General features: G+C 67.7%; 22 protein-coding genes. 8 read left to right on the forward strand and 14 right to left on the reverse strand.

The genetic code is table 11. From position 1 onward, the window contains the following. Window positions 1-7 precede the first annotated feature (7 nt). Window positions 8-1624: a SagB/ThcOx family dehydrogenase gene (locus ACQ5BL_RS24120; protein ID WP_243805217.1), complete on the reverse strand. Its 1617-nt coding sequence runs from the start codon at window positions 1622-1624 to the stop codon at window positions 8-10. Next, complete coding sequence (locus ACQ5BL_RS24125; protein WP_243805578.1) at window positions 1621-2163, reverse strand: GNAT family N-acetyltransferase; 543 nt, start codon at window positions 2161-2163, stop codon at window positions 1621-1623. The genes ACQ5BL_RS24120 and ACQ5BL_RS24125 overlap by 4 nt, the downstream gene beginning before the upstream one ends. A 210-nt stretch (window positions 2164-2373) precedes the next feature. On the opposite strand from ACQ5BL_RS24125, the gene ACQ5BL_RS24130 reads away from it, so the two are divergent. Both ACQ5BL_RS24130 and ACQ5BL_RS24135 read left to right on the forward strand, forming a co-directional pair. After that, window positions 2374-3579: an MFS transporter gene (locus tag ACQ5BL_RS24130; protein WP_243805216.1), complete on the forward strand. Its 1206-nt coding sequence runs from the start codon at window positions 2374-2376 to the stop codon at window positions 3577-3579. Between the two features lie 87 nt (window positions 3580-3666). Continuing rightward, entirely contained in the window at window positions 3667-4590 is a 924-nt protein-coding gene (locus ACQ5BL_RS24135; protein WP_243805215.1) for a histone deacetylase family protein, read from the forward strand. On the opposite strand, the gene ACQ5BL_RS24140 is transcribed toward ACQ5BL_RS24135, so the two are convergent. Then, window positions 4575-5075 (reverse strand): hypothetical protein, encoded by a 501-nt coding sequence (locus ACQ5BL_RS24140; protein ID WP_243805214.1) that lies wholly within the window; start codon window positions 5073-5075, stop codon window positions 4575-4577. The two genes, ACQ5BL_RS24135 and ACQ5BL_RS24140, sit on opposite strands and share 16 nt — an antisense overlap. A gap of 337 nt (window positions 5076-5412) precedes the next feature. Here ACQ5BL_RS24140 and ACQ5BL_RS24145 point away from each other — a divergent pair, with 337 nt between their 5' ends. Together ACQ5BL_RS24145 and ACQ5BL_RS24150 are read left to right on the forward strand one after the other, a co-directional pair. Further along, entirely contained in the window at window positions 5413-6654 is a 1242-nt protein-coding gene (locus ACQ5BL_RS24145) for a TIGR03862 family flavoprotein (RefSeq protein WP_279577213.1), read from the forward strand. 59 nt (window positions 6655-6713) lie between these two features. Further along, entirely contained in the window at window positions 6714-7319 is a 606-nt protein-coding gene (locus ACQ5BL_RS24150) for a GNAT family N-acetyltransferase (protein ID WP_243805212.1), read from the forward strand. Between the two features lie 116 nt (window positions 7320-7435). On the opposite strand, the gene ACQ5BL_RS24155 is transcribed toward ACQ5BL_RS24150, so the two are convergent. The 9 genes from ACQ5BL_RS24155 to ACQ5BL_RS24195 all read right to left on the reverse strand — a co-directional run bounded on the left by ACQ5BL_RS24155 (window position 7436) and on the right by ACQ5BL_RS24195 (window position 17181). Continuing rightward, entirely contained in the window at window positions 7436-8911 is a 1476-nt protein-coding gene (locus ACQ5BL_RS24155) for an aldehyde dehydrogenase family protein (RefSeq protein ID WP_243805211.1), read from the reverse strand. 25 nt (window positions 8912-8936) lie between these two features. After that, window positions 8937-9755, reverse strand: a complete 819-nt coding sequence (locus ACQ5BL_RS24160) for an ABC transporter permease (protein WP_207884615.1) — start codon at window positions 9753-9755, stop codon at window positions 8937-8939. Between the two features lies 1 nt (window position 9756). Then, entirely contained in the window at window positions 9757-10668 is a 912-nt protein-coding gene (locus ACQ5BL_RS24165; RefSeq protein WP_207884616.1) for an ABC transporter permease, read from the reverse strand. Window positions 10669-10799: 131 nt separating this feature from the next. After that, window positions 10800-11942, reverse strand: coding sequence for an ABC transporter substrate-binding protein (locus ACQ5BL_RS24170; protein ID WP_207884617.1), 1143 nt, complete (start codon window positions 11940-11942; stop codon window positions 10800-10802). Window positions 11943-11993: 51 nt separating this feature from the next. Continuing rightward, window positions 11994-13109, reverse strand: a complete 1116-nt coding sequence (locus tag ACQ5BL_RS24175) for an ABC transporter ATP-binding protein (RefSeq protein WP_243805210.1) — start codon at window positions 13107-13109, stop codon at window positions 11994-11996. 425 nt (window positions 13110-13534) lie between these two features. Beyond that, window positions 13535-14353, reverse strand: a complete 819-nt coding sequence (locus ACQ5BL_RS24180) for a LuxR C-terminal-related transcriptional regulator (protein ID WP_207884619.1) — start codon at window positions 14351-14353, stop codon at window positions 13535-13537. Between the two features lie 169 nt (window positions 14354-14522). Then, window positions 14523-15890, reverse strand: a complete 1368-nt coding sequence (locus ACQ5BL_RS24185) for a DEAD/DEAH box helicase (RefSeq protein WP_243805209.1) — start codon at window positions 15888-15890, stop codon at window positions 14523-14525. Window positions 15891-15940: 50 nt separating this feature from the next. Continuing rightward, a complete protein-coding gene (locus ACQ5BL_RS24190) occupies window positions 15941-16417 on the reverse strand; it encodes an NYN domain-containing protein (RefSeq protein ID WP_243805208.1) in 477 nt (158 codons plus the stop codon). Between the two features lie 77 nt (window positions 16418-16494). Beyond that, window positions 16495-17181 carry a DUF2076 domain-containing protein gene (locus tag ACQ5BL_RS24195; protein ID WP_243805207.1) on the reverse strand — a complete coding sequence of 229 codons (687 nt, stop codon included), beginning with the start codon at window positions 17179-17181 and terminating at the stop codon, window positions 16495-16497. Between the two features lie 143 nt (window positions 17182-17324). Here ACQ5BL_RS24195 and ACQ5BL_RS24200 point away from each other — a divergent pair, with 143 nt between their 5' ends. Together ACQ5BL_RS24200 and ACQ5BL_RS24205 are read left to right on the forward strand one after the other, a co-directional pair. Next, on the forward strand, window positions 17325-17993 hold the full coding sequence (locus ACQ5BL_RS24200) for a YciC family protein (RefSeq protein ID WP_347881011.1): 669 nt from the start codon (window positions 17325-17327) through the stop codon (window positions 17991-17993). A gap of 90 nt (window positions 17994-18083) precedes the next feature. Beyond that, window positions 18084-18524: a VOC family protein gene (locus tag ACQ5BL_RS24205; protein WP_243805205.1), complete on the forward strand. Its 441-nt coding sequence runs from the start codon at window positions 18084-18086 to the stop codon at window positions 18522-18524. A gap of 111 nt (window positions 18525-18635) precedes the next feature. Here ACQ5BL_RS24205 and ACQ5BL_RS24210 read toward each other — a convergent pair whose 3' ends face one another. Then, complete coding sequence (locus ACQ5BL_RS24210) at window positions 18636-19484, reverse strand: SDR family oxidoreductase (RefSeq protein WP_243805204.1); 849 nt, start codon at window positions 19482-19484, stop codon at window positions 18636-18638. 10 nt (window positions 19485-19494) lie between these two features. Continuing rightward, window positions 19495-19734: a CDGSH iron-sulfur domain-containing protein gene (locus ACQ5BL_RS24215; protein ID WP_207884625.1), complete on the reverse strand. Its 240-nt coding sequence runs from the start codon at window positions 19732-19734 to the stop codon at window positions 19495-19497. 124 nt (window positions 19735-19858) lie between these two features. On the opposite strand from ACQ5BL_RS24215, the gene ACQ5BL_RS24220 reads away from it, so the two are divergent. Beyond that, window positions 19859-20941, forward strand: coding sequence for an endonuclease/exonuclease/phosphatase family protein (locus tag ACQ5BL_RS24220; protein WP_243805203.1), 1083 nt, complete (start codon window positions 19859-19861; stop codon window positions 20939-20941). 104 nt (window positions 20942-21045) lie between these two features. Beyond that, entirely contained in the window at window positions 21046-21810 is a 765-nt protein-coding gene (locus ACQ5BL_RS24225) for a substrate-binding periplasmic protein (protein WP_243805202.1), read from the forward strand. Window positions 21811-21872: the final 62 nt, after the last annotated feature.

Genomic DNA, 21872 nt, shown 5'->3' on the forward strand with positions numbered 1-21872 from the left:
TATTTCCTCAATTGCGGTCTTGCTGAAGTGGGAGTCGGCGTGGCGACGGATAAGCGGGAAGGCTGGTGAGGCGTTCATCCCATACCGCGCGGCCGATGGTGAAATGATAGAGGCTGACCGGGCAGTCCGGACCGCCGCCGAGCAATTCGTCCAGCGCCGGGTCGAAATAGCAGCCGATGCCGGTGCCCGACAGGCCCGCCGCTTCGGCCTCCAGATAGAGCAACTGGCCGACCTGCCCGGCCTCCCAGTAAAGGCGCGGATAAGTCCAGGCACCTTCGGCCAGGGCAGCATCGAGATCGGCGAGCATGGCGAAGGCGGCACAGCCATCGCTGGCGATGTCCTGCCCGCAGGAGAGGAAGGCCGACAGGCCGCGCGCATCCCCTTCCAGCAGGCGATACAACGGCAGGCCCGACTCGCGGACCGGCTGCCACTGGAAGTCTTCGCGCAAGCCGCCCGGCTCCCGACCGCTGCGGCCCAGCCAGTAGAGCCCCGGCGCCAGGTCCTGGACGCGGTGGACGAAGAGCAGCAGGTCAATGCGCGCCGGCTCGCCGGTGCAGGCGAACGGCACCGGCGAATTTTCCGGCATCAGGCGGCGCAGCCAGGCATACAGCAGTTCGGCATGAATGCCGCTGCGGCCGCCCATGGATTGCGCGCTGCGCCGCCGATGCAGGATCGGGCGCAGCGGCAGACCGGGGTTCTCCACCACGGATTCGGTTTTCGGCGTTGACCAGTCGCGAGCCGGCAGCGCGGGCGCGCGACACAGCTGGTGCACCCGCTCCAGCTCCGGCCAGTGCCGGTAATCCCGCGAGAGGCGATTGGGCGTGCCGGCCAACGGCAGCTCGGCCAGCCCCTTGATCAGGTCACTGGGCAGCGGGAATTCGTCGGATTGTGCCGGGCCGATCCACAGCAGCGCATCGGCGAACTCGTGTTCGCTGAAGCCTTCGCGGTCGAGGCCGACCAGCACATCCAGTCGCGCTTCGGCAACACCGCGCAACAGGCGCACCTCCCAGCCCTGGATCGCCGCGGCGATGCCGAGGCAGGCCAGCGCGTGGCCGAGGTCGTGATTGCAATAGCGATAGGCGCGCTCGCCGTACTTCCAGGCCTCGCGCCAGGGAATGCTCGCCAGTGCCAGCAGGAAACCGCCGGAGGGCAAGGCATCGTTCAGTTGTTTGGCCAGCGGCGCCGGCAGCTCGGCGCGCACTTCCAGCACATGCTCATCAGCGCTGTAGTGCGCCAGCAGCGCGACGTTATCCACAGCCCCGGGAGGCAGCAGCATATAGGCTTCGGTCGGGTGAAGGTTGCCGCTGGAGGGGTTGACCCGCAGCGCCCAGCGATTGCCGCCGGCCTCCTTCCAGGCCGAGATCGCCAGGCTGTCGTAGAGCAACTGCGAAACACTGTGCAGATTCAGCGGCGCCGGCCTGCCGATGGGGCCGGCGAACGCTTCGTCGTAGCCCGGTGACTCCTCCTGCGGCCGATGCAGCAACTCGATGAGGCGCGTGTCGGCATAACGGCGGAACGGCGCCGGCTGGGTCGCCCAGTCCAGCTGGCCAGGGCCGGGAGCGAAGCGCTCCGGGCGGTGGCAGCTGAGCGAGTGGTAGGCGCGCACGCCGTCTTCAGACTTCATGGGCGACGAATCCGGTAGAGCACGTGCCGACGCAGTGCATGACCTTCCGGCAGGCGCGGATGCTCGAAGTCGCCGGCCTCGTCACGCTGCATGCCCAGGCGCTGCATCAGGCCTTGCGACGGCAGGTTGGCCGGCACGGTGAAGGCCACCACTTCCTCCAGCCCCAGGCGCTCGAAAGCGAACGCCAGCGCCGCGCGGGCCGCTTCCAGCGCGTACCCCTGACGCCAATAGGCGGTATTGAAGCGCCAGCCGATTTCCACCGCCGGGGTGAAAGGCGCGTCGAAGGACACGCGCGCCAACCCGAGCACACCGATGAACGCTTCATCCTCGCGGCGCTCGACTATCCACTGGCCGAAGCCGTGCTCGTCGAAGTGCAGCAGGATGCGCGCCGCCAGCAGGTCGCTGTCCTCGCGGCTCAGGCAGGCGGGGAAGTGCTGCATCACCTCGGCATCGGCGTTCAACGCAGCGAAGGCCGGCAGGTCGGCGGCGCGCCAGGGCCGCAGCCGCAGGCGCTCGGTGGTCAGGCTGGGGATATCCATCGACAGGCCTTGGTTTTTCATCGGAGCACCATGATACCCGTAGAAAGGTCTGACAGACGCAGCCCGTCCGGCCAGCGCAATCGTTTCAGCAAAGCACCGTCCGCTTCTGGTATTTTTGTCCCACTCTCGCTGTCGGTCACTGCCTTGACCCTGCCCTGCGCAGACAGCCGCGCCGCCACGGCGCACCTCGAAAAAGACCAAGGAAAATCCATGACGACCTCCACCACCGGACTGCACCGCAGTACGGCCCTGGTGCTTTTCGCGCTTGCCGTCGGCGGCTTCGCCATCGGCACCACCGAATTCGCCACCATGAGCCTGCTGCCCTACTTCGCCCCGGCCCTGGGCATCGATGCCCCGACCGCCGGCCACGTGATCAGCGCCTACGCGCTGGGCGTGGTGGTCGGCGCGCCGCTGCTGGCGGTGCTCGGCGCGCGCCTGCCGCGGCGCACCCTACTGGTGCTGCTGATGGGGCTGTTCGCCGTGGGCAATGGTCTGAGCGCCCTGGCGCCGACCTACCACTGGATGCTGCTGTTCCGCTTCATCAGCGGCCTGCCCCATGGCGCCTACTTCGGCATCGCCGCGCTGGTCGCCGCCTCGGTGGTACCGCCGCACCGGCGCACCGTCGCGGTCGGGCGGATGTTCCTCGGCCTCACCGTCGCCACCATCATCGGCGTGCCGCTGGCCAACTGGCTGAGCCAGGCCGTGGGCTGGCGCTGGAGCTTCGCCCTGGTCGCCGCGCTAGGCATCGCCACCATGATCTGCGTGCGCCTGTTCGCGCCTCACTCGCCGGCCGAGCCGGATTCCAGCCCGCTGCGTGAGCTGGGCGCGCTCAAGCGCGGCCAGGTCTGGCTGACCCTCGGCATCGGCGCCATCGGCTTCGGCGGATTGTTCGCGGTATACACCTACCTGGCTGACATCCTCGGCGCGGTCACCCACGTGTCCCCCAGCATCGTGCCGCTGGTGATGGCCGTGTTCGGCATCGGCATGACCCTGGGCAACCTGTTCATCCCGGTGCTCGCCGACCGCGCCGTGATGCCCACCGCCGGCGGCCTGCTGGTGTGGAGCGCGGTGGTGCTGGCGATCTTCCCGTTCACCGCGGGGAACATCTGGACCATCGGTATCTGCGTGTTCTTCGTCGGCTTCGGCGGCGCCCTCGGCACCGTGCTGCAGACCCGCCTGATGGACGTCGCCGAAGACGCCCAGGGCCTGGCGGCGGCGCTGAACCACTCGGCGTTCAACTTCGCCAACGCGCTGGGCCCGTACCTGGGCGGCCTGGCCCTGGCCGCCGGCTACGGCTGGACCTCGCCGGGCTGGGTCGGAAGCCTGCTGGCCATCGGCGGCTTCGTGCTGTGGTCAATTGCGGTAGCCACCAGCCGCAGCGCCCAGCGCGACACGGCGCTCTCCAGCGAAGGTTGAATGCAAGAGGGCCGGCGCAATGCCGGCCCTTTCGTCTGCGCACTCCGCCGACGTACCCTGTGGCGTCTCCTCCGATCTGCCGACGCCATGCCGCTGCCCCTGGTCTACCACGACGACTACAGTCCGCCCTTTCCGGACAACCATCGCTTCCCGATGGAGAAGTTCCGCCTGCTGCGCGATCACCTCGTCGACAGCGGACTGACCCGTGACGCCGAGCTCCTGCGCCCGGAGCTCTGCCCGGCGGACGTCCTCGCCCTGGCCCACGACCGCGCCTACATCGAGCGCTATTGCAGCGGCGAGATGAGCCGCGAGGAACTGCGCCGCCTCGGCCTGCCCTGGAGCGAAGCCCTGGCAAGGCGCACCGTGCGGGCAGTGGGCGGGTCGGTGCTGAGCGCGGAACTGGCGCTGCAACACGGCCTGGCCTGCCACCTGGCCGGCGGCACGCACCACGCGCACCATGACCACGCCTCGGGCTTCTGCATCTTCAACGACCTGGCGGTGATCAGCCTGTACCTGCTGGAAAGCGGCAAGGCCAACCGCGTGCTGATCTTCGATTGCGACGTGCACCAGGGCGACGGCACCGCGCGCATCCTGGAGAACGTCCCGGACGCGGTGACGGTGTCATTGCACTGCGAGAAGAACTTCCCGGCACGCAAGGCACAGAGCGACTGGGATATTCCCCTGCCGCTGCACCTGGGCGATGCCGAGTACCTGAAAGTCGTGCAGGAAGCGCTGGACTACCTGCTGCCGCTGTACCAGCCGGACATCGTGCTCTACGACGCCGGTGTGGACGTGCACAAGGACGATGCCCTGGGCTACCTGCAACTCACCGACGCCGGGCTGGCGGCCCGCGACGAACACGTCATCCGCCGCTGCCTTTCCAGCGACATCCCGGTGGTGGGTGTGATCGGCGGCGGCTACGACAAGGACCGCCAGGCCCTGGCGCGGCGCCACGGCATCCTGCACCACAGCGCCAGCCGGGTGGCGACGGAGCTTCAATTGATACGGTAGCGCGAATTGCTGGTGTCCATCCGCGAGGGAAGGCGCTGCTGCTCCCAGCGCGCCAGTTCCTGCTCGGAGAACCCCAGCAGGACCGCCGCACGTTGCCGGGCGTCCGCGCCAAAGACCTTCTCGCAGACCGCCATTACCTGCTCCGGAACGTGGTGCTTGAGCAGCTCCTGGGCGCGCAGCGGGCCGGCGTACTCCAGGTAACGCGGCAGGAAGCGGCTCCAGTTGGTGAACACATAGAGGTTGTGCAGCGCCACCTGCAGCGAGATGCGTTCGAGCAGCTTCTGCTCGAACTTCAGCTTCGACTGCCGGATGTTCTTTTCCAGGCGCACCAGCATGTGCGCCACGGCTTCGTTCAGCAGGTCACGAATCTCTTCGCTGGGCAGCCGTCGGATGACGATATCAACGCCATTGACGCGCACTCGGGTATCGTTGCCCTCACCCCACAGGTGGGCTTCATGGGCACGGAGGTAATCACGCACTTTCATCGTCAGACAGGACCGTATTTGCAACTGGCCGGCATGCTGACGGATTCACAAAAGCGCCAGAATCAGGCGTCCTCCTCATCCCCTGTAGGAATTGTCGCAATCACTACTGAGTGAGAACCAGAAGGCAGCGCGATACGCAGCTCCCATGAATGCTTCGGCCCCGCTCCCGCGGTTGTCCACGGCAACTGTGGAGCAGCCTGTGGATAAGCTGCGGGAAAGCACATGCAGCGCCGATGCACACGGCCTTCGGCGGCACTGGTTGGAAAATGTTCAGCCGGCAAGCGAAGCCGCTGCGCTAGAATTGCGCCCCGACCGCCCTTCCCCGCCTGGCCACCGCATGATCCACACCTCCGCCCCCGCTTCCCGTACCGCTGCCATCGTCGGCGGAGGCCCCGCAGGCCTCATGGCCGCCGAAGTCCTTGCCGGCGCCGGGGTGAAGGTCGAGCTGTTCGACGCCATGCCCTCGGTCGGGCGCAAGTTCCTGCTGGCCGGCGTGGGTGGCATGAACATCACCCACTCGGAGGCACGCGAGCCGTTCCTGTCGCGCTATGGCCAGCGCGCACAATCCCTGGCGCCGCTGATCGACGCATTCGACAACCAGGCGCTGTGCCAATGGATTCATGGCCTGGGCATCGACACCTTCGTCGGCACTTCCGGCCGCGTCTTCCCCACCGACATGAAAGCCGCACCGCTGCTGCGTGCCTGGCTCAAGCGCCTGCGCGACGCCGGCGTGGTTATCCACACCCGCCACCGCTGGCAAGGCTGGGATGCCGACGGCGCGCTGTTGATCGACAGTGCGGAAGGCCAGCGCAGCATCGCCGCCGACGTCACCGTGCTCGCGCTCGGCGGCGGCAGCTGGCAGCGCCTGGGCTCCGACGGCGCCTGGGTGCCGCTGCTGGCCGGACGCGCTGTGGATATTTCGCCGCTGCGCCCGGCCAACTGTGGCTTTGAGGTGGAAGGCTGGAGCGAGTTCTTCCGCGACAAGTTCGCCGGCGCGCCGGTCAAGCCGGTGGCCCTGTGCGTGGCCGGCGGCGAACCGCGCCAAGGCGAGTTCGTGGTCACCGCCGGCGGCATCGAGGGCAGCCTGGTCTATGCGCTGTCCGCCGCCATCCGCGAACGCATCGAGCAGACCGGCAGCGCGACGGTGCACCTCGACCTGCTGCCTAACCGCAGCCTGGAACAGGTGGCGAAGGCCGTGGCCCAGCCGCGCGGCTCCAAGTCCATGGCCAACCACCTGCGTGGCCGCCTCGGCCTCGACGGCGTGCGCGCCGGGCTGTTGCGGGAGTTGTCCACAGCCGCCGACTACGCCGATCCGCAGCGCCTGGCCACGCTGATCAAGGCCCTGCCGCTGACCGTGGTGCGCACCCGCCCGCTGGACGAAGCCATCAGCAGCGCCGGCGGCGTGACCTTCGAGGCCCTGGACGAAGCCCTGATGCTCAAGGCGCTGCCGGGGGTGTTCTGCGCCGGCGAGATGCTCGACTGGGAAGCGCCCACCGGCGGCTACCTGCTCACTGCCTGCTTTGCCAGCGGCCGCGCCGCCGGGCTCGGCGCCCTGCGCTGGTTGCAGCGGAATAACTGAGCACTGCGAAACTGGAACTATAGTGCTAGATTTCAGACTCCCATCCAGGAGTCGCCTGCATGCCGCTGACCTTCCGCCGTGCCCGCCCCGATGATGTCGACGCCGCCATCCCGCTGATTTACAGCTCCGGTCCCGACGCCTTCGACTACGCCTTCGCCCGTCCCGGCCGCAACAGTGCCCAGGACTTCCTGCGCTACGCCTTCCTCCAGGGCGGCGGCCAGTTCGGCTGGCGACAGCATTGGGTCGGCGAGCGCGACGGCGAAGTGGTGGCGGCGGGGACGGTGTTCGGCGGCGAGGTAAACCTGGGCTACATGCTCGCGGCCACACGGCAGATATTCGGCTACTTCGGGCTGGGCGCGCCGAGGGTGATAGTGCGGGGCCTGCAACTGGAACGGATCATCTGCCCGCCACCCCGCAAGACGCTATATCTCGCGCACCTGGGCGTCACTCAGGACCTGCGCGGCGAAGGGCTGGGCAGCCAGTTGATCGATCACTTCCTGCAATGCGGCCGTCACGCCGGCCTGCCGATGGCAGCGCTGGATGTGTCGGTGGCCAACCCCAGGGCCCAGGCGCTCTACGAACGTTTCGGCTTCAGCGTGCAGGCCGAGCGCACCTCGACGCTGCCGGGCGTTGCCAGCCATCGCTACATGCAGCGGCCGTTGTGAGCCAGCCCCGGACATAGGGTGTACAAGCGTTCGCGGGCATGGCCCGCTCCTACAGGGGGCTTCGGCAAGCTCTTGTAGGAGCGGGCCATGCCCGCGACGCTTTTCAGGGGAAGCCGTCAGCCCTTCAGGTACCACCCCCACGGCTGATCCGAGATGTACTCGGTCACCTGCTTTACTTCCAGGTAGTTCTCCAGCCCCCACACGCCCAGCTCGCGGCCGATGCCGCTCTGTTTCATGCCGCCCCAGGGCGCCTGGGTGAAGGTCGGTTGCGAGCAGTTGACCCAGACGATCCCCGCGCGCAGTCCGTCGGCCACCCGCGCGGCGCGCTGCGGGTCGCCGGACATCACCGCGCCGGCCAGGCCGAAGCGGCTGTCGTTGGCCAGGCGCAGCGCCTCGGCTTCGGTCTTGAAGCGCTTCACGCAGAGCACAGGGCCGAAGATTTCCTCGCGCCAGATCAGCGCCTCCTCGGTCGGCTCGTCGAAGATCGCCGGCTCGATGAACCAGCCTTCGTCCAATCCCGCCGGACGCTTGCCACCGGTGAGCAGCCGGGCACCGCCGGTACGACCGCGTTCGACGAAGCCGAGCACCTTCTCGTGCTGCCCCTGGCTGACCAGCGGGCCGAGCAGCACGCCCGGCTGCATACCGTTGCCGATGCTGATGGCGCGGGTCGCCTCCACCAGCCGCTCGATCAGGCGCGGGGCGATACCTTCCTGCACCAGCAGGCGCGAGGTTGCGCTGCACACCTGGCCCTGGTTCCAGAAGATGCCGAACAGAATCCACTCCACCGCCGCCTCGACGTCGCTGTCGTCGAAGACGATGAAGGCCGACTTGCCGCCCAGCTCCAGGCTGACGTTCTTGATGTCCTGGGCCGCCGTCGACATGATCCGCGAGCCGGTCGGCACGCTGCCGGTGAAGGCCAGCTTGTCCACGCCCGGATGCTGGCTGAGCGGCCCGCCAGCCTCGGCGCCGAGGCCCGGCAGCACGTTGAGCACGCCCGCTGGCAGGCCCACGGCGTCCGCCGCTGCGGCCAGTTCCAGCGCGCTCAACGGCGTCAGCTCGGAGGGTTTGAGCACGCAGGTGGCGCCCGCCGCCAGGGCCGGCGCAACCTTCCACGCGGCCATCAGCAGCGGGTAGTTCCAGGGGATGATCTGCCCGGCCACGCCCACCGGCTCCTGGCGGATGCGGCAGCGGAAACGCTCGTCGGGCAGCGGCAGGATCTGGTCCTGGCGCTCGTCCAACTCCCGCGCCAGCCCCGCGTAGTAGCGGAAGCAACCGATGGCGTCAGCCACGTCCCACTGCGCCTCGGGCAGCGGCTTGCCGTTGTCGCGTACTTCCAGTTCGGCCAGGGCCTCCTGGTTGCGTTCCAGTTCGCCGGCCAGCGCCTCCAGCCATTCGGCGCGCTCGGCGCCACGGCTCTGCCCCCAGCCGCGATTGAACGCGGTACGTGCGGCGCGCACCGCGTGATCGACGTCTTCCTCGGTCGCCGCCGGCACTTCCTGCAGGGGCTGGCCGGTGGCGGGGTCGAACGTGGTGAAGCGGCCACCCAGGTCCGGCCTGACCCACTGCCCATTGATGTAGAGCTGGTCGCGCATCCTTCAGTCTCCTTGAAGTCGGCCCTCAGGCGGCCTGAACGCCGGTGCGGCGGTTCTGCAGGTAGCGAGAGGTGAACAGCAGCGCCAGCGAGGCGCAGATGATCACCGTGGAGATGGCGTTGATTTCCGGCGTGATGCCGCGACGGATCGACGAGAAGATGTAGATCGGCAGCGTGGTCTCGGAGCCGGCGACGAAGAACGCGATGATGAAATCGTCGAAGCTGAAGGTGAACGCCAGCAGGAAGCCGGCGAGGATGGCCGGGGCGATCTGCGGCAGGGTCACCCGCCAGAAGGTATCCAGCGGCGGCGCGTAGAGGTCGGCGGAGGCTTCCAGCAGCGACTTGTCCATGGCCTCGACGCGGGTGCGGACGATCACCATCACCAGCGCCATGGTGAACAGCGAGTGCGCCGCCATGACCGTGCCGAAGCCCATGTTGAGTTTCGGCAGGCCGATGTCCAGCAGCGCCAGCAGCGGGTTGAGCACGTCGAACAGGGTGATGAAGGCGATCAGCGTGGCGATGCCGATGACGATGCCCGGCACGATGATCGCGCAGTAGGTTAGCGCGTCGAACAGCAGGCGCACGCGCTTGCCGACCCGCTGCAGGCCGAACACCGCGAGGGTGCCGAACAGGGTGGCGATCAGCGCCGAGCAGGTGGCGATCAACGCGCTGTTGCCCAGGGCCTCCATGATGAACGGGTTGCCGAAGGCGCGGCCGAACCACTGCACCGAGCAGCACTGGAAGCTCAGCCCGCTGCGCCCGGCATTGAAGGCGAAGAGCATGATCAGCGCGATGGGCGCGTAGAGGAACAGGTAGACCGAGGTGGAGTAACTGCGCAGCCACATGTCAGAGCACCCCGTCGTTGCGCGAGCCGCCGTAGCGGGCCACGAGTTTCAGATACACGCCGATGATCACCAGCATCATCGCCACCAGGGTCATCGCCACCGCGCTGCCGAATGCCCAGTTGCGCGATTGCAGGAACAGGTCGACCAGCGCGTTGCCGACGAAGAACACCTTGCCGCCGCCAAGGATCGCCGGAATCAGGAACTCGCCCATGAGCAGGATGAACACCAGCATCACCCCGGTGATCACGCCTGGTGCGGAGAGCGGCAGGGTGATCCGGCGGAAGGTCTCGAAGGCGCTCGCACCGAGGTCGCCGGAGGCTTCCAGCAGGCGCTTGTCGAGCTTCTCCAGGGTCACGTAGATGGGGAACACCATCAGCGGAAGATAGCCGTAGACGATGCCGATCAGCACCGCGTAGGGCGTGTTGATCAGGCGCACGTCGGCGATGCCGAAGGTCTCCAGCAGCGCCGGGATGCCGCGGCCGCTGAGCAGGAAGATCCAGGCGTAGGTGCGGATCAGGAAGCTGGTCCAGAACGGCACGATGACCAGCGTGAGCAGCAGCGACTTGTTGCGCCGCACCTTCACCGCCAGGAAGTAGGCCAGGGGGTAGGCCGCCAGCAGGCACGCCAGGGTGCCCAGTGGCGCCAGGGTCAGGGTGTTCCAGAAGGCCTGGGCGCGGGAGCCGAGGTTCAGGTAGTTCTCCAGCGTCAGCCCGCCGCCGTAGCCACCCACGGCGCTCCGCTCGCCGACGCTGAAGACCAGGATGATCACCAGCGGCATCAGGAGCAGCAGCAGGAACCACAGGGTGGACGGCAACAGCAGCAGGAGCGTGACGCGTCGGCCGAGGCTTTTCGCGCGCGAGACCGGGGGCGTCGCCCGGGTCTGCGGCAACGGTGCGCTGACAGCGATGTTCATGTTCGATTCCCTACGCATGGATTTGCACGAGGCCGCTTTCGTAGGAGCGAGCTTGCTCGCGAACGAATTCCCCGGCAGCTCGGAAGCTGGGCGGGTTCGCGAGCAAGCTCGCTCCTACAAGAGCATCGTCCTCAGGCGGCCTTGAACCGCGCCATCAGTTCGGCGCGCGCCGGGCTGGTGAGGGTCGCCGCGGCGCCGAACTCCAGCGGCGCCAGCCGCTCGGCCGCCGGGTACATGATCGGGTCGTCGAGCATCTCCTTCGAGAGCAGCGCATCGACGCGCTTGTCGCCGCTCGGGTAGCCGTGGGAGAGCACCTCCAGCTTGTTGTGCTGCGGGTCGAGCAGGTAGTTGATGAACGCGTAGGCGGCATCGCGGTGCTCGGCGCTCTTGGGAATGGCGAAGAAGTCGCTCCAGATCTCGCCGCCTTCCTTGCCCAGCACGAAGGTCATCTCCGGGTTGTCGCGGTGCAGCTGGGAGGCGTCGCCGGTCCAGGCCATGGCCATCCAGGCGTCACCGTTGCGCAGCGAGGGCTGGATGTCGGAATTGATCGCGAACAGGTGCGGCTTGGCCTGGATCAGCAGCTTCTCGGCCTCGGCCAGCTCCTTCGGGTCCAGCGAGTTGAAGCTGTAGCCGTAGTACTTGAGCGCGTTGCCGATGGCGGTGAGCTGGTAGTCGTGGACGATGGTGCGGCCCGAAGCGCTGGTCAGGGTCAGGTCCCAGAATTGCTTCCAGGAATCCGGGTTGCCCTTCACGTGGCTAGCGTCATAGACGATGCCGGTGGTGCCCCAGTTCTTCGGCACCGCGTAGACCTTGCCGTCCACCGTGCCCTGGGCCATGAAGCGTTCCTCGAAGGCCTTGGGGTCGAAGTTGGGAATGCGCGAGAGGTCCAGCGGTTCGATCAGCCCGAGCTGCACGTAGGTGCTGATGGTGTAGTTGGTCGGCACGAAGACGTCCCAGCCGCTGCCGCCGGCCTGCAGCTTGGCGAGCATCTCCTCGTTGGAGCCGAACACGTTCATCTGCACCCGCGCGCCGGTGGCCTTGGCGAAGGCATCGAAGTTCTCCTGGCTGTGGTAGTTCGGCCAGGTGGCCAGGGCCAGGCGGTCACCGATGTTGCTGCCCTCGGCGGCGTAGGCCTTGCCGCTCAGCAGACCGGGGGTGTTGGCGGCGACCACCGCCATCGCCAGCCCGAGGCCGGTCCTGCCGAGAAACTCGCGCCGCGTGATGGAGCCGTTTTCCCAGCTGCGCATCGTCTTGATGAAACTCTTCTTGTCCATCGTCACTCCCCGCCTGTCTGCTGATTATTCGTCGTTAGGGTTGGATCGTTCTCAGAGCGCCATCGCCAGGGCGCTCGCCTGGTTCCAGCCGACCTGCACCGGCGCGCCATGCTCGAAGGCTTCCGCCTCGCCGCCCGCCTTGCGCGGCACGCGCACGCAGACGATGCCGAAGGCGTCGGTGCGCACGCGGTATTCGGTGAGGTTGCCCAGGTAGATGCGGTCTTCGACGCGGCCCTTCAGGCGCACGTCGCGCTGCAACTCGGAGTCGGCGGCGGCGATGCCGACCAGCTCCGGGCGCACCGCGATGCAGCCTTCGGCCTGGGGTGCGAGCGAGGGGCCGGTGGGCGTCGCCGGGCTGCTCAGTTCCAGCCCGGCCGGGGTACCCAGCACCACCCGCTCGCCATCGAAGCGGCGCACGGTGCCGGAGAACAGGTTGGATTCGCCGATGAAGTCGGCCACGTAACGGCTCGCCGGGGTTTCGTAGAGCGCTTCGGGGGTGGCGGTCTGGATGATCAGGCCGTCCTTCATGATGCTGATGCTGTCGCTCATCGACAGCGCCTCTTCCTGGTCATGGGTGACCAGTACGAAGGTGATGCCGACCTCACGCTGCAGACGCAGCAGCTCCGACTGCATCTCCTTGCGCAACTTGCGGTCGAGCGCGGCGAGCGGCTCGTCGAGCAGCAGCACGGTGGGCTTGTTCACCAGCGCGCGGGCCAGCGCCACGCGTTGCTGCTGGCCGCCGGAAAGCTCGTGCGGCTTGCGTGTGCCGAAGCCGGAGAGGCGCACCATTTCCAGCGCCTCGTCGGCCATGCGGCGCTGCTGCGCGCGGTCCGGGCGCGGCGTGCGGTAGCGCAGGCCGTAGGCGATGTTCTCGGCCACCGTCAGGTGCGGGAACAGCGCGTAGTGCTGGAACACCATGTTCACCGGGCGCTGGTGCGCCGGCACCCCGGCCACCGACTGGCCGGCCAGCAGCACTTCGCCTTCGCTGGGCTGTTCGAAGCCGGCGATCATCCGCAGGGTGGTGGTCTTGCCGCAGCCGGAGCTGCCGAGGAAGGAATGGAAGGCGCCGCGCTTCACCCTGAAGCTCAGCCCGTTGACCGCCGGCACGCTGCCGTAGCGCTTGACCACGTTACGGAATTCGATATCGAAGTCCTGACCGCTTTCCATCACCGCGCTCCCACTTTGTTCTTGTTGGGGCTCACGCTAGCAATGGGGCTTTCGGGGTGTATATATCCCTCGGGGGATAGATGGCGGGATTGGGCTCCTCGCTACGCACTCGTGCAATGGGCTCTCCCTGTAGGAGCGCGCCATGCGCGCGATCGCGGGCATGGCCCGCTCCTACAACGGGCACCCCGAGCTGAGGGTAACTGTAGGAGCGAGCTTGCTCGCGAACGAGATTCCCCGGCAGCTCCAATGCTGGGCGGTTCGCGAGCAATAACGATGGCGTCCCCCTCGCTCCTACAAAAGATATCCTCCGGCAACTCCGGCGCTGGCCGGTCACGTAGGGCGCATAACGCCTCAGGCGTTATCCGCCGCGAGCAACGCAACCAGAGGCAACGGCGGATAACCGTGAACGGTTATTCGCCCTACCGTCAGCCGACCGCCCGCATCCCACCCGCCGCATCGCGCCCCGCCAGTTCGCGGATGAACAGCCCGAGCAGCTCCGACTGGCTGCCGATGCCGAGCTTGGCGTAGATGTTCTTGCGGTGGATCTTCACCGTGCCGGGGCTGATGTCCAGTTGCTCGGCCACCGAGGCGCTGGAGTGGCCGCGCAGCAGCAGCTGGACGATCTCCTGCTCGCGGGCGGTGAGCACCTGCGCGCCGAACTGGTCGAAGGCCTCGCGGATCTGATAGTCCAGATCCTGCTCCGGGCGCGGTTGCGCGCGGCGCAGTTCCCAGGCCTCGCGCACCACCTGCTCCACGACCGGCCGCGCGCACTCCAGCAGTTGCATCTCGTCGCGGCTGAAGGCCGGACTGGAAGTCTTGCGCATCAGCGAGAGCACGGCGGTGGCGCCATCGGCGAGGTCGATGAAGAAGGCGATCTCCTCGGTCAGGCCGGTCTGCTGGTAATACGTCTGGTAGTACTCGCCCAGGTAGAAGTGGTCCGGCGCGAACTGGCGCAGGCGCCACAGCCCCGGCGCCTGCTGGCGGGTGCAGGCGAGGTAGAAGGGGTCGAGCAGGTAGGGGCCGACCTGGTAGTCCTCGACATAGACATGACGGACATCGGCCGGGAAAGTGTCGAACAGGTCCAGCGGCCGGTGGTTGCCCTCATAGACGAAGAGCACGAAGTTATCCACCGTGCAGACCTGCTGCAGCCACTGGCTGAGACCGAGCAGACGCGGACGACCGGGGGCCAGCGGGAGCAGATGGGCGACTCCGCCGGTCCAGGCTTTGAGTTCCTTGTGGCGCATGGGCTGTCGTTCTTGTTGTGTGCGCGATGGGCACACTATAGGCGTTCGGGATTCCACACGGAAATGCAGCTTTTGCGCCACACCCCGCAAAGCCCCGCCACGCCTGGCGACAGCAGCAGATTCAGCCTCCGGCGCGCACCGCGATGAGGCAGGCGCGCGCCTTGTCGGCTCAGGGGCGACGACCGCCCTTGCCGCCCGGCTTGCCAGAGGACGACTTGCCGCCAGCCGGCTTGCCACCGAGGCCAAAACCCGGCGCCTTGCGCACCGCCTTGACTTGCGGCTTGTCGTCCAGCAGCGAGCCGAGGTGCACCTTGCCCGGCTTTCCTTCCGGCACCTTGGGTTGCTTGGGCTTCTTCGGCTTCTTCATGACCTGGCCGCCGGGCGCGGTGACGGGCACCCGGTGCTCCGCCTCGAAACCGTCTTCTTCCTTGCGCTGCAGGGTCTGGCCGATCAGCGTCTCGATGGCCGCCAGCTGCTGTACTTCATCGGCGCAGACCAGCGAGATCGCCTGGCCGCTGGCGCCGGCGCGGCCGGTCCGGCCGATGCGGTGCACGTAATCCTCGGGGACGATGGGCAGGTCGAAGTTGACCACCAGCGGCATCTCCTCGATATCCAGGCCGCGCGCGGCGACGTCGGTAGCGATGAGGAAGTCCACCTCGCCGGCCTTGAACCGCGCCAGGGCGCGCAGGCGCGACGGCTGTGGCTTGTCGCCGTGGATCGAGTCAGCGCGGATGCCTTCGCGCTGCAGCAGGTCGACCAGTTCGTCGACGCCCTTGCGGGTCTTGGCGAACACCAGCGCCTGGCGCCAGCCCTGCTCGCGCAGCAGGTGCAGGAACAGCTCGGCCTTGCGTTTCTTGTCCACGGTGAGCAGGTGCTGCTTCACCGTTTTCGCCGCCGTGTTGCGCGGCGCCACGTCGATGGTCAACGGGTCGCGCAGCAGGGTGCGGGCCATCTGGCGGATGGCGTCGGAGAAGGTCGCGGAGAACAGCAGGGTCTGCCGACGCCTGGGCAGCGCGGCGAAGACTTCGTCCAGCTCGCGGGCGAAGCCGAGGTCGAGCATGCGGTCGGCCTCGTCGAGCACCAGGGCCTGGAGCTGGGTGAATTTCAGGGCGTTCTGCCGGTACAGGTCGAGCAGGCGGCCGGGGGTCGCCACCAGCACGTCGACGCCCTTGCGCAACTTCATCATCTGCGGGTTGATGCTGACGCCGCCGTAGGCCACGGCAGTGCGCAGCGGTACGTGCTGGCCGTAGGCGCGGAAGCTCTCGTGCACCTGCTCGGCCAGCTCGCGGGTCGGCACCAGCACCAGCGCGCGGATCGAGTTGGCGGCCACCTGCGGACCTTCCTGCAGCAGCTTCTGCAACAGCGGCAGGGCGAAGCCGGCGGTCTTGCCGGTGCCGGTCTGGGCGGCGGCGAGCAGGTCGCGGCCCTTGAGCACCGCGGGGATGGCCTGGGCCTGCACCGCCGTCGGGTTCTGGTAGCCGAGCCCATCGAGGGCGCGCAGGAGGGGGTCGATCAGGCCAAGGTTGGCGAAGGTCATGGAGCGCTCGCAGAAACGATTCGGAATGGGCGGCATTGTAGCCGCAAGGGTCAGGAACGCAGCAGCAGCGAGCCTTCGATGGGCACGTAGCGGCTGGCGGCACGGATCAGCGCCTGGGCGGTGAGGCCCGGAACGCCGTAGGCGGTGGCGTCGGTGCCGCCGGCGCGGACGCGGTCGAGCAGCAGGTCGAAATCGCCGTCGCCGGAGGCCAGGACGATCTCGTCCACGTTCGGCGCGGCGTCGAGGATGTCGATGGTGATGCCCACGTCCCAGTCACCCTTGGCCGAGCCGTCGGCGCGCTGGATATAGGGCTTGAGCTTCACGGTGAAGCCGAGCTTGCGCAGGATCTGCTGGAACTGCTGCTGCTTCGCGTCGCCCCGGTCGATGGCATAGGCGTAGGCCTGGACGATGCTGCCCTGGGCGCTCAGCTCGGCCCACAGGGCGGCATAGTTGAAGTGGCAGCCGTAGGCCTGACGCACGGTGTAGTAGAGGTTCTGCACGTCGGCGAACAGGGCGATGGTCTTCAACGATGACTCCGGGACACGAACAGCGGGGGCGCATTATCGGCACAGCGCGCGGCCCCCGCCAGTCCCGGCGGGCGGGATCAGCTGAACATGTCGCCGTCGTCGTCGAAGAAGCCGGAATCGCCGCCATCGTCGTAGTTACCGCCGTTGTCGGCGTAGCGATCGCCGCCACCCAGCGCGTCATCGAAGTTCGACGGCTCCGGTTGCACCGGCTGTTCCTGGATCACTTCGACGATTTCCTGCGGCTGGTTGTGGTGGAACATGCTGGTCAGCAGGTCCGCCACCATCACGCCACCGGCCACGCCGGCCGCGGTCTGCAGCGCGCCGCGCATGAAGCCGCCGCCTTGCGGGGCAGCCTGGGCGGGCGCGGAAGCAGGACGGAAATCATTGGGGTTGCTGGCGTAGCTCGCATTGCCACCGGGCTGGGAGAAACGCGTCTGGCCCCAGCCGTCCGGGCGCTGCTGCGCTTGCGCGGGGCGCGATTCCTGGCCCTGGCCGCCGCCGAACAGGCCGGCGAGGAAGCCGCCGCTGCTGGGGCGATTCTGCTGGACCTGGGCTTCGAGCTCCTTGACCCGCTGGTCCAGGCGCTTGATCGCCGCTTCCTGGATCAGCATCGCCTGGGCCATGTAGTACGGCGCCGCCGGCTGCTGCACCAGGTGCCGGTTGATCTGCGCCTCGGCCTGGGCGTCGCGCGGCGCGGTCTGCGCCTCGGCATCGCGCAGGCGGGCGAACAGACCATCGATCAGGGATTGCTCTTCGGAATTCATGGCAGGCCTCGAGTGAGCGGGGTATGGAACAGAAGATTGGATCAGGACGGCAAAAAACAAGTTCCGCCGACTGAAATGTCCTACCTTCAACTGAAGGTTTGCTTAAGTTAGAGTCGAGGCCCGTCGATCCGTCTCCCATGCCGATGAATCCCATCTCAGTCCTGCGCGACACCTGGTTCTTCTTCACCCGTCACATCGGCACACTGCTACCGCTGTGCCTGCCGTGGATCATCGTGGAAACGCTGGTCCAGCAGCAGATCGACGTTGCCGTCGACTCGCAGAACTTCGCCCCCTGGGGCATGGCCGCCGGGCTGGTGTTCTATCCGCTGTACACGGCCAGCCTGATCCTCTTCATGATCGACGCCGGCGAGGGGCGCGAGCGGGGAGTCCGCGAGCTGTGGAATGCGGCGCTGCGGCTGTGGCCGGCCTTCGCCCTGCTCTCGGCGCTGAGTTCGCTGCTGATCCTGGTGGGCCTTGCGCTCTACGTGCTGCCGGGGCTGTTCTTCATGGTCAAGATGACCTTTTCCGAGTTCCTCCTGGTGCAACGCGGCAATTCGCCCATCGACGCCATGCGCGAGAGCTTCCGCCTGACCACCGGTCACTTCTTCCTGCTGCTCACCACCACCCTGGTGATCCTTGCGCCGGTCTGGATGGCGGAGGGCTGGATCACCCAGGTCGCCCAGGACTCGCCCGGCCTGGGCGTGCTGCTGCACTCGCTCAGCGGCTTCTTCCAGCTGCTGGTGACGGTGGCGGCCTACCGCATCTTCATCCTCGGCCCCGGGCGCGAGGAAAACGAAGGGCGTGAGGCCTGAGGCCCGCAGCAATCGGCAACACTTCCCCACGGCGAACGGTTCGTTCGCCTTCTACGCTGGAGCCTCCCGCCTTTTGACTGGAGGTTCCCCGTGAGCGACCAACCGAGCTATCCGCCCAGCTGCCTTTCGCACATTTCCATCGGCACCAACGACTACGCCCGCGCCAAGGCGTTCTACGACGCGGTGCTACCCACCCTGGGCTGCCGGACGATCATGGAGCACCCCGGCGCCGTGGCCTATGGCCGCGAATTCCCGGAATTCTGGGTACAGACACCGATCGACGGCCGCCCCGCCAGCGTCGGCAACGGCACCCACTTCGGTTTCATCGCCAACACCCGCGAGGCGGTGGACGCCTTCTACCAAGCCGCGCTGGCCGCCGGCGCCACCGGTGACGGCGCACCCGGCCCGCGCCCGCTCTATGGCGAGCCCTACTACGGCTGCTTCATCCGCGACCTGGACGGGCACAAGATCGAGGCGGCGTTCTGGGACATGGAACTGGCGGGCAACGCCCACGACTCGCACGCGCACTGAGCTGATTGATATCCCTGTAGGAGCGGGCCATGCCCGCGATCCATGAGCAGGGCTCACGGCGCAACGCCTGACCGCGCGGACCTTGTCCGCGTTCGCGGGCATGGCCCGCTCCTACGACAACCGTCTGCGCCCCGGCTTGAGCCCGGACATCTTCGGCACCAGCAGCTTCTCGAACAGCCTTGGGAAGAACCGCGCCAGCAAGCGCGCCCGCCAGTTGACGTTGGACAAGACCAGCAAGCGCTTGCGGCGCAGCGCGCCCTGGTAGATCGCCTCGGCCACGTCGCGCGGCGATGCCACTTCCGCCCCCAGCACCACCGCCGGCTGACGGATCACCGAGCCATCGCCGACCAGCGCGTTCTTGCGCAGGTCGGTGGCGGTGAAGCCTGGGCACGCCAGGGTGATCGCCACGCCCGTGCCGTCCAGCTCCATGCGCAGCGTGTCGAACAGCCCATGCAGCGCATGTTTGCTGGCGTTGTAGGCGCTGCGGTAGAGCAGCGGCGCGAAGCCGGTCAGCGAACTGAGCACGACGATCTGCCCGCGCCGCGCCAGCAGGCTCGGCAGCGCCGCCTGGGTACAGTGCAGCGCGCCGTAGAAATTCACCGCCATGACCCGTTGGAACACCCCAAGGTCCGTGTCGGCAAACTGGCTGCGATGGGTGATGCCGGCGTTGTTCACCAGCACGTCGATACCGCCGAAGCGCTCGATGGCCAGCGCCACGCAGCGACGCACCGCTTCGGCATCGGCAATGTCACAACGCAGGCCGAGGGCCTCGACGTTGTGATGCTCGCGCAGGTGCTGCACCAGGCTGTCCAGCGCCGCCTGGTCGAGGTCGAGGATCACCAGGTGCGAGCCGGCCTGGGCGAAGCGCAACGCCAGGGCGCGGCCGATCCCCGAACAGCCGCCGGTTACCAGCACGACCTTGTGCCGATAGGCCTGGTGGGTGAACAGTTTGCGCGGCATGGGATCGTCCTCAGAGGGATGCATGGGTCCCGTCGCAGCACGGCGGCGTGTGGGTGTGCTTGCAGCCGCAGAAGAACAGCAGCTCGTCGCGTGGGGCGTGGTACTTCAGCGGAAAAAGGCCGGTGCCCTTGTGCGAGCCGTCGCAGAACGGCTGGTTGGCGCTACGGCCGCAGCGACACCAGAAATAGTCTTCGCCGGCATGGACCTCCACCGCAAAGGGCCCACGCTGGGCAATCAGCGCCTCGGTCATGGGATGAACCTCCCGGCGCCGTCGCGCCTCAAGGTACAGAATGACTCGCCAAAGGAAACGCACAGGTGAAATGCGCGGTCACAGACACTATCCTCTCGCACATCAAGGATAGTCCCTAAGCTGAATGAACCTCTCGTTGCCGCGCCGCCTCCTGTTCCTGCTGCTCGTCCTCCTGCTGCTCGCCGCCACCGCCGGCGCCTGGCTGACGGCCTGGCATCCCGCCGACCGCGAGGCGGTGGCCGCGCAGTGCCGCGCACCGGCGCCGCAACTGCAACCGGGGCAGACGCTCAAGGTGATGACCTGGAACGTCCAGTACCTGGCCGGCAAGCGCTACATCTTCTGGGACGACCTGCCCGACACCACCGGCCCGGACGACAAGCCCAGCGCCGAAGACATCGCCTACAGCCTCGACGAAGTGGTGCGGGTGATCCGCGAGGAAGCGCCGGACATCGTGCTGCTGCAGGAAGTCGACGACGGCGCGGCGGCCACCGGCAAGCAGGACCAGCAGGCGCTGATCGGCGACCGCCTGACCGACCTCTACCCCTGCTCCACCGCCGCCTTCGACTGGAAGGCGCGCTTCGATCCCAACCCTCACGTGTTCGGCAGCGCCGGACGCAAGCTGGTGACCTTCAGCCGCTTCCAGATCGCCAGCGGCGAACGCATCGCCCTGCCGCAGCGTTCGTCGATTCCGCTGCTGCGCCTGTTCGCCCCGCAGCCAGCCCTGCTGCAGAGCGACCTGCCGATCCGCGGCGGCGGCCAGCTCAGCGTGATCAACACGCGCCTGGAGCGTCCCAACGGCGACGACACCCCGCAGCGCCAGGTCGAAGCGCTGGAAGCCCACCTGAGCACCTTGCAGGCCGCCGGCCGGTCCTGGCTGCTGGGCGGCGACCTCGGCCTGCTGCCGCTGGGGCAGTACCCCTACCTGCCCGAAGTGCTGCGCGCGCCCTACCGCGCCAACAGCGAGCTGAACCTGCTGGCGGCGCGCTTCCCGGTGATCCCGGCAGTGCAGGAGTCCAGCGGCGCCGAGCAGGCGCAGTGGTACACCCACTTCCCCAACGACCCGCGCGTGCACGCCCCCGATCGCACCCTCGACTACCTGATCTACAGCCCCCGCCTGAGCCGCCTCGATGCCGGAGTGCGACGCGACGACACCCTGCGCATCTCCAACCACCTGCCGCTCAACGGGCGCTTCCTGCTGCCGCACTGAGGGCTGCGGCACGCCCTCGCCGGCCGGCGCTGGACAAGCACGCCGGCACCGACGCATGCTGCGCCCGCCGCGCACAATAACGACAAGACTCCCCGCAGGTAGCCATGCTTTTTCGCCGTATCGCCTGGCTGTTCGCCATGCTGTTCTGCCTACACGCCCATGCCAGTGGCACTCCGAGCCTGGCCGACCGCCTGCCGCGCCCGCTGCCGGTGCTGGAGGTGGGTTACTACGAATTCCCGCCCTATACCTACACCGCTTCCGACGGCAGCACCCGTGGCAGCGGCGCCGAGATGGTCCGGCACATCCTGCGCAAGGCCGGCTACCGCGCCCGCTTCCGCTCGCTGCCCAGCGCGCGCCTGTACCTCGGCCTGCAGGACGGCAGCGTGCAACTGTGGGCCGGCGCGCCCGGCAAGCCCGAGCTGGCCGGCAGCACCCTGGAGTGCGAGCGCACGCTCGGCCACGTCGACCTCAACCTCTACCGCCTGGCGTCTCGCGCAGCGCCTCAGCTGCCGCAGGGCCTGAGCGGCGCCCGGATCATCCTGATCAGCGGCTACAGCTACTGGAAGCCGGTCACCGACCTGCTGGACGATCCGCACCTGAAACTGGAACTGCACCGCACCAGCACCCATGTGGCGGCCTTGCAGATGCTCGGCCTGCAGCGCGGCGACTACCTGATCGACTACCAGGCGCCGGTGGAGCAGGCCTGCCGCGAACTGGGGATGGCGCCGCTGGCCTTCGACCGGCTGTACAGCGTGCCGACCAAGCTGATCGTCTCCCGCCGCGCGCCCGATGCCGAACGACTGCGCGAACAGCTGGATAACGCCTACGACGCGTTGAAGGCGGAAGGCTATGAGATGGAGTTGCCCTGAACTGGGAAGGCGGGCATTGCGTAGGAGCGGACTCCGTCCGCGATTGCCCCGCACCGTGCCCG

The sequence above is a fragment of the Pseudomonas sp. B1-22 genome (genome assembly GCF_050474425.1).
Lineage (GTDB): Bacteria > Pseudomonadota > Gammaproteobacteria > Pseudomonadales > Pseudomonadaceae > Pseudomonas.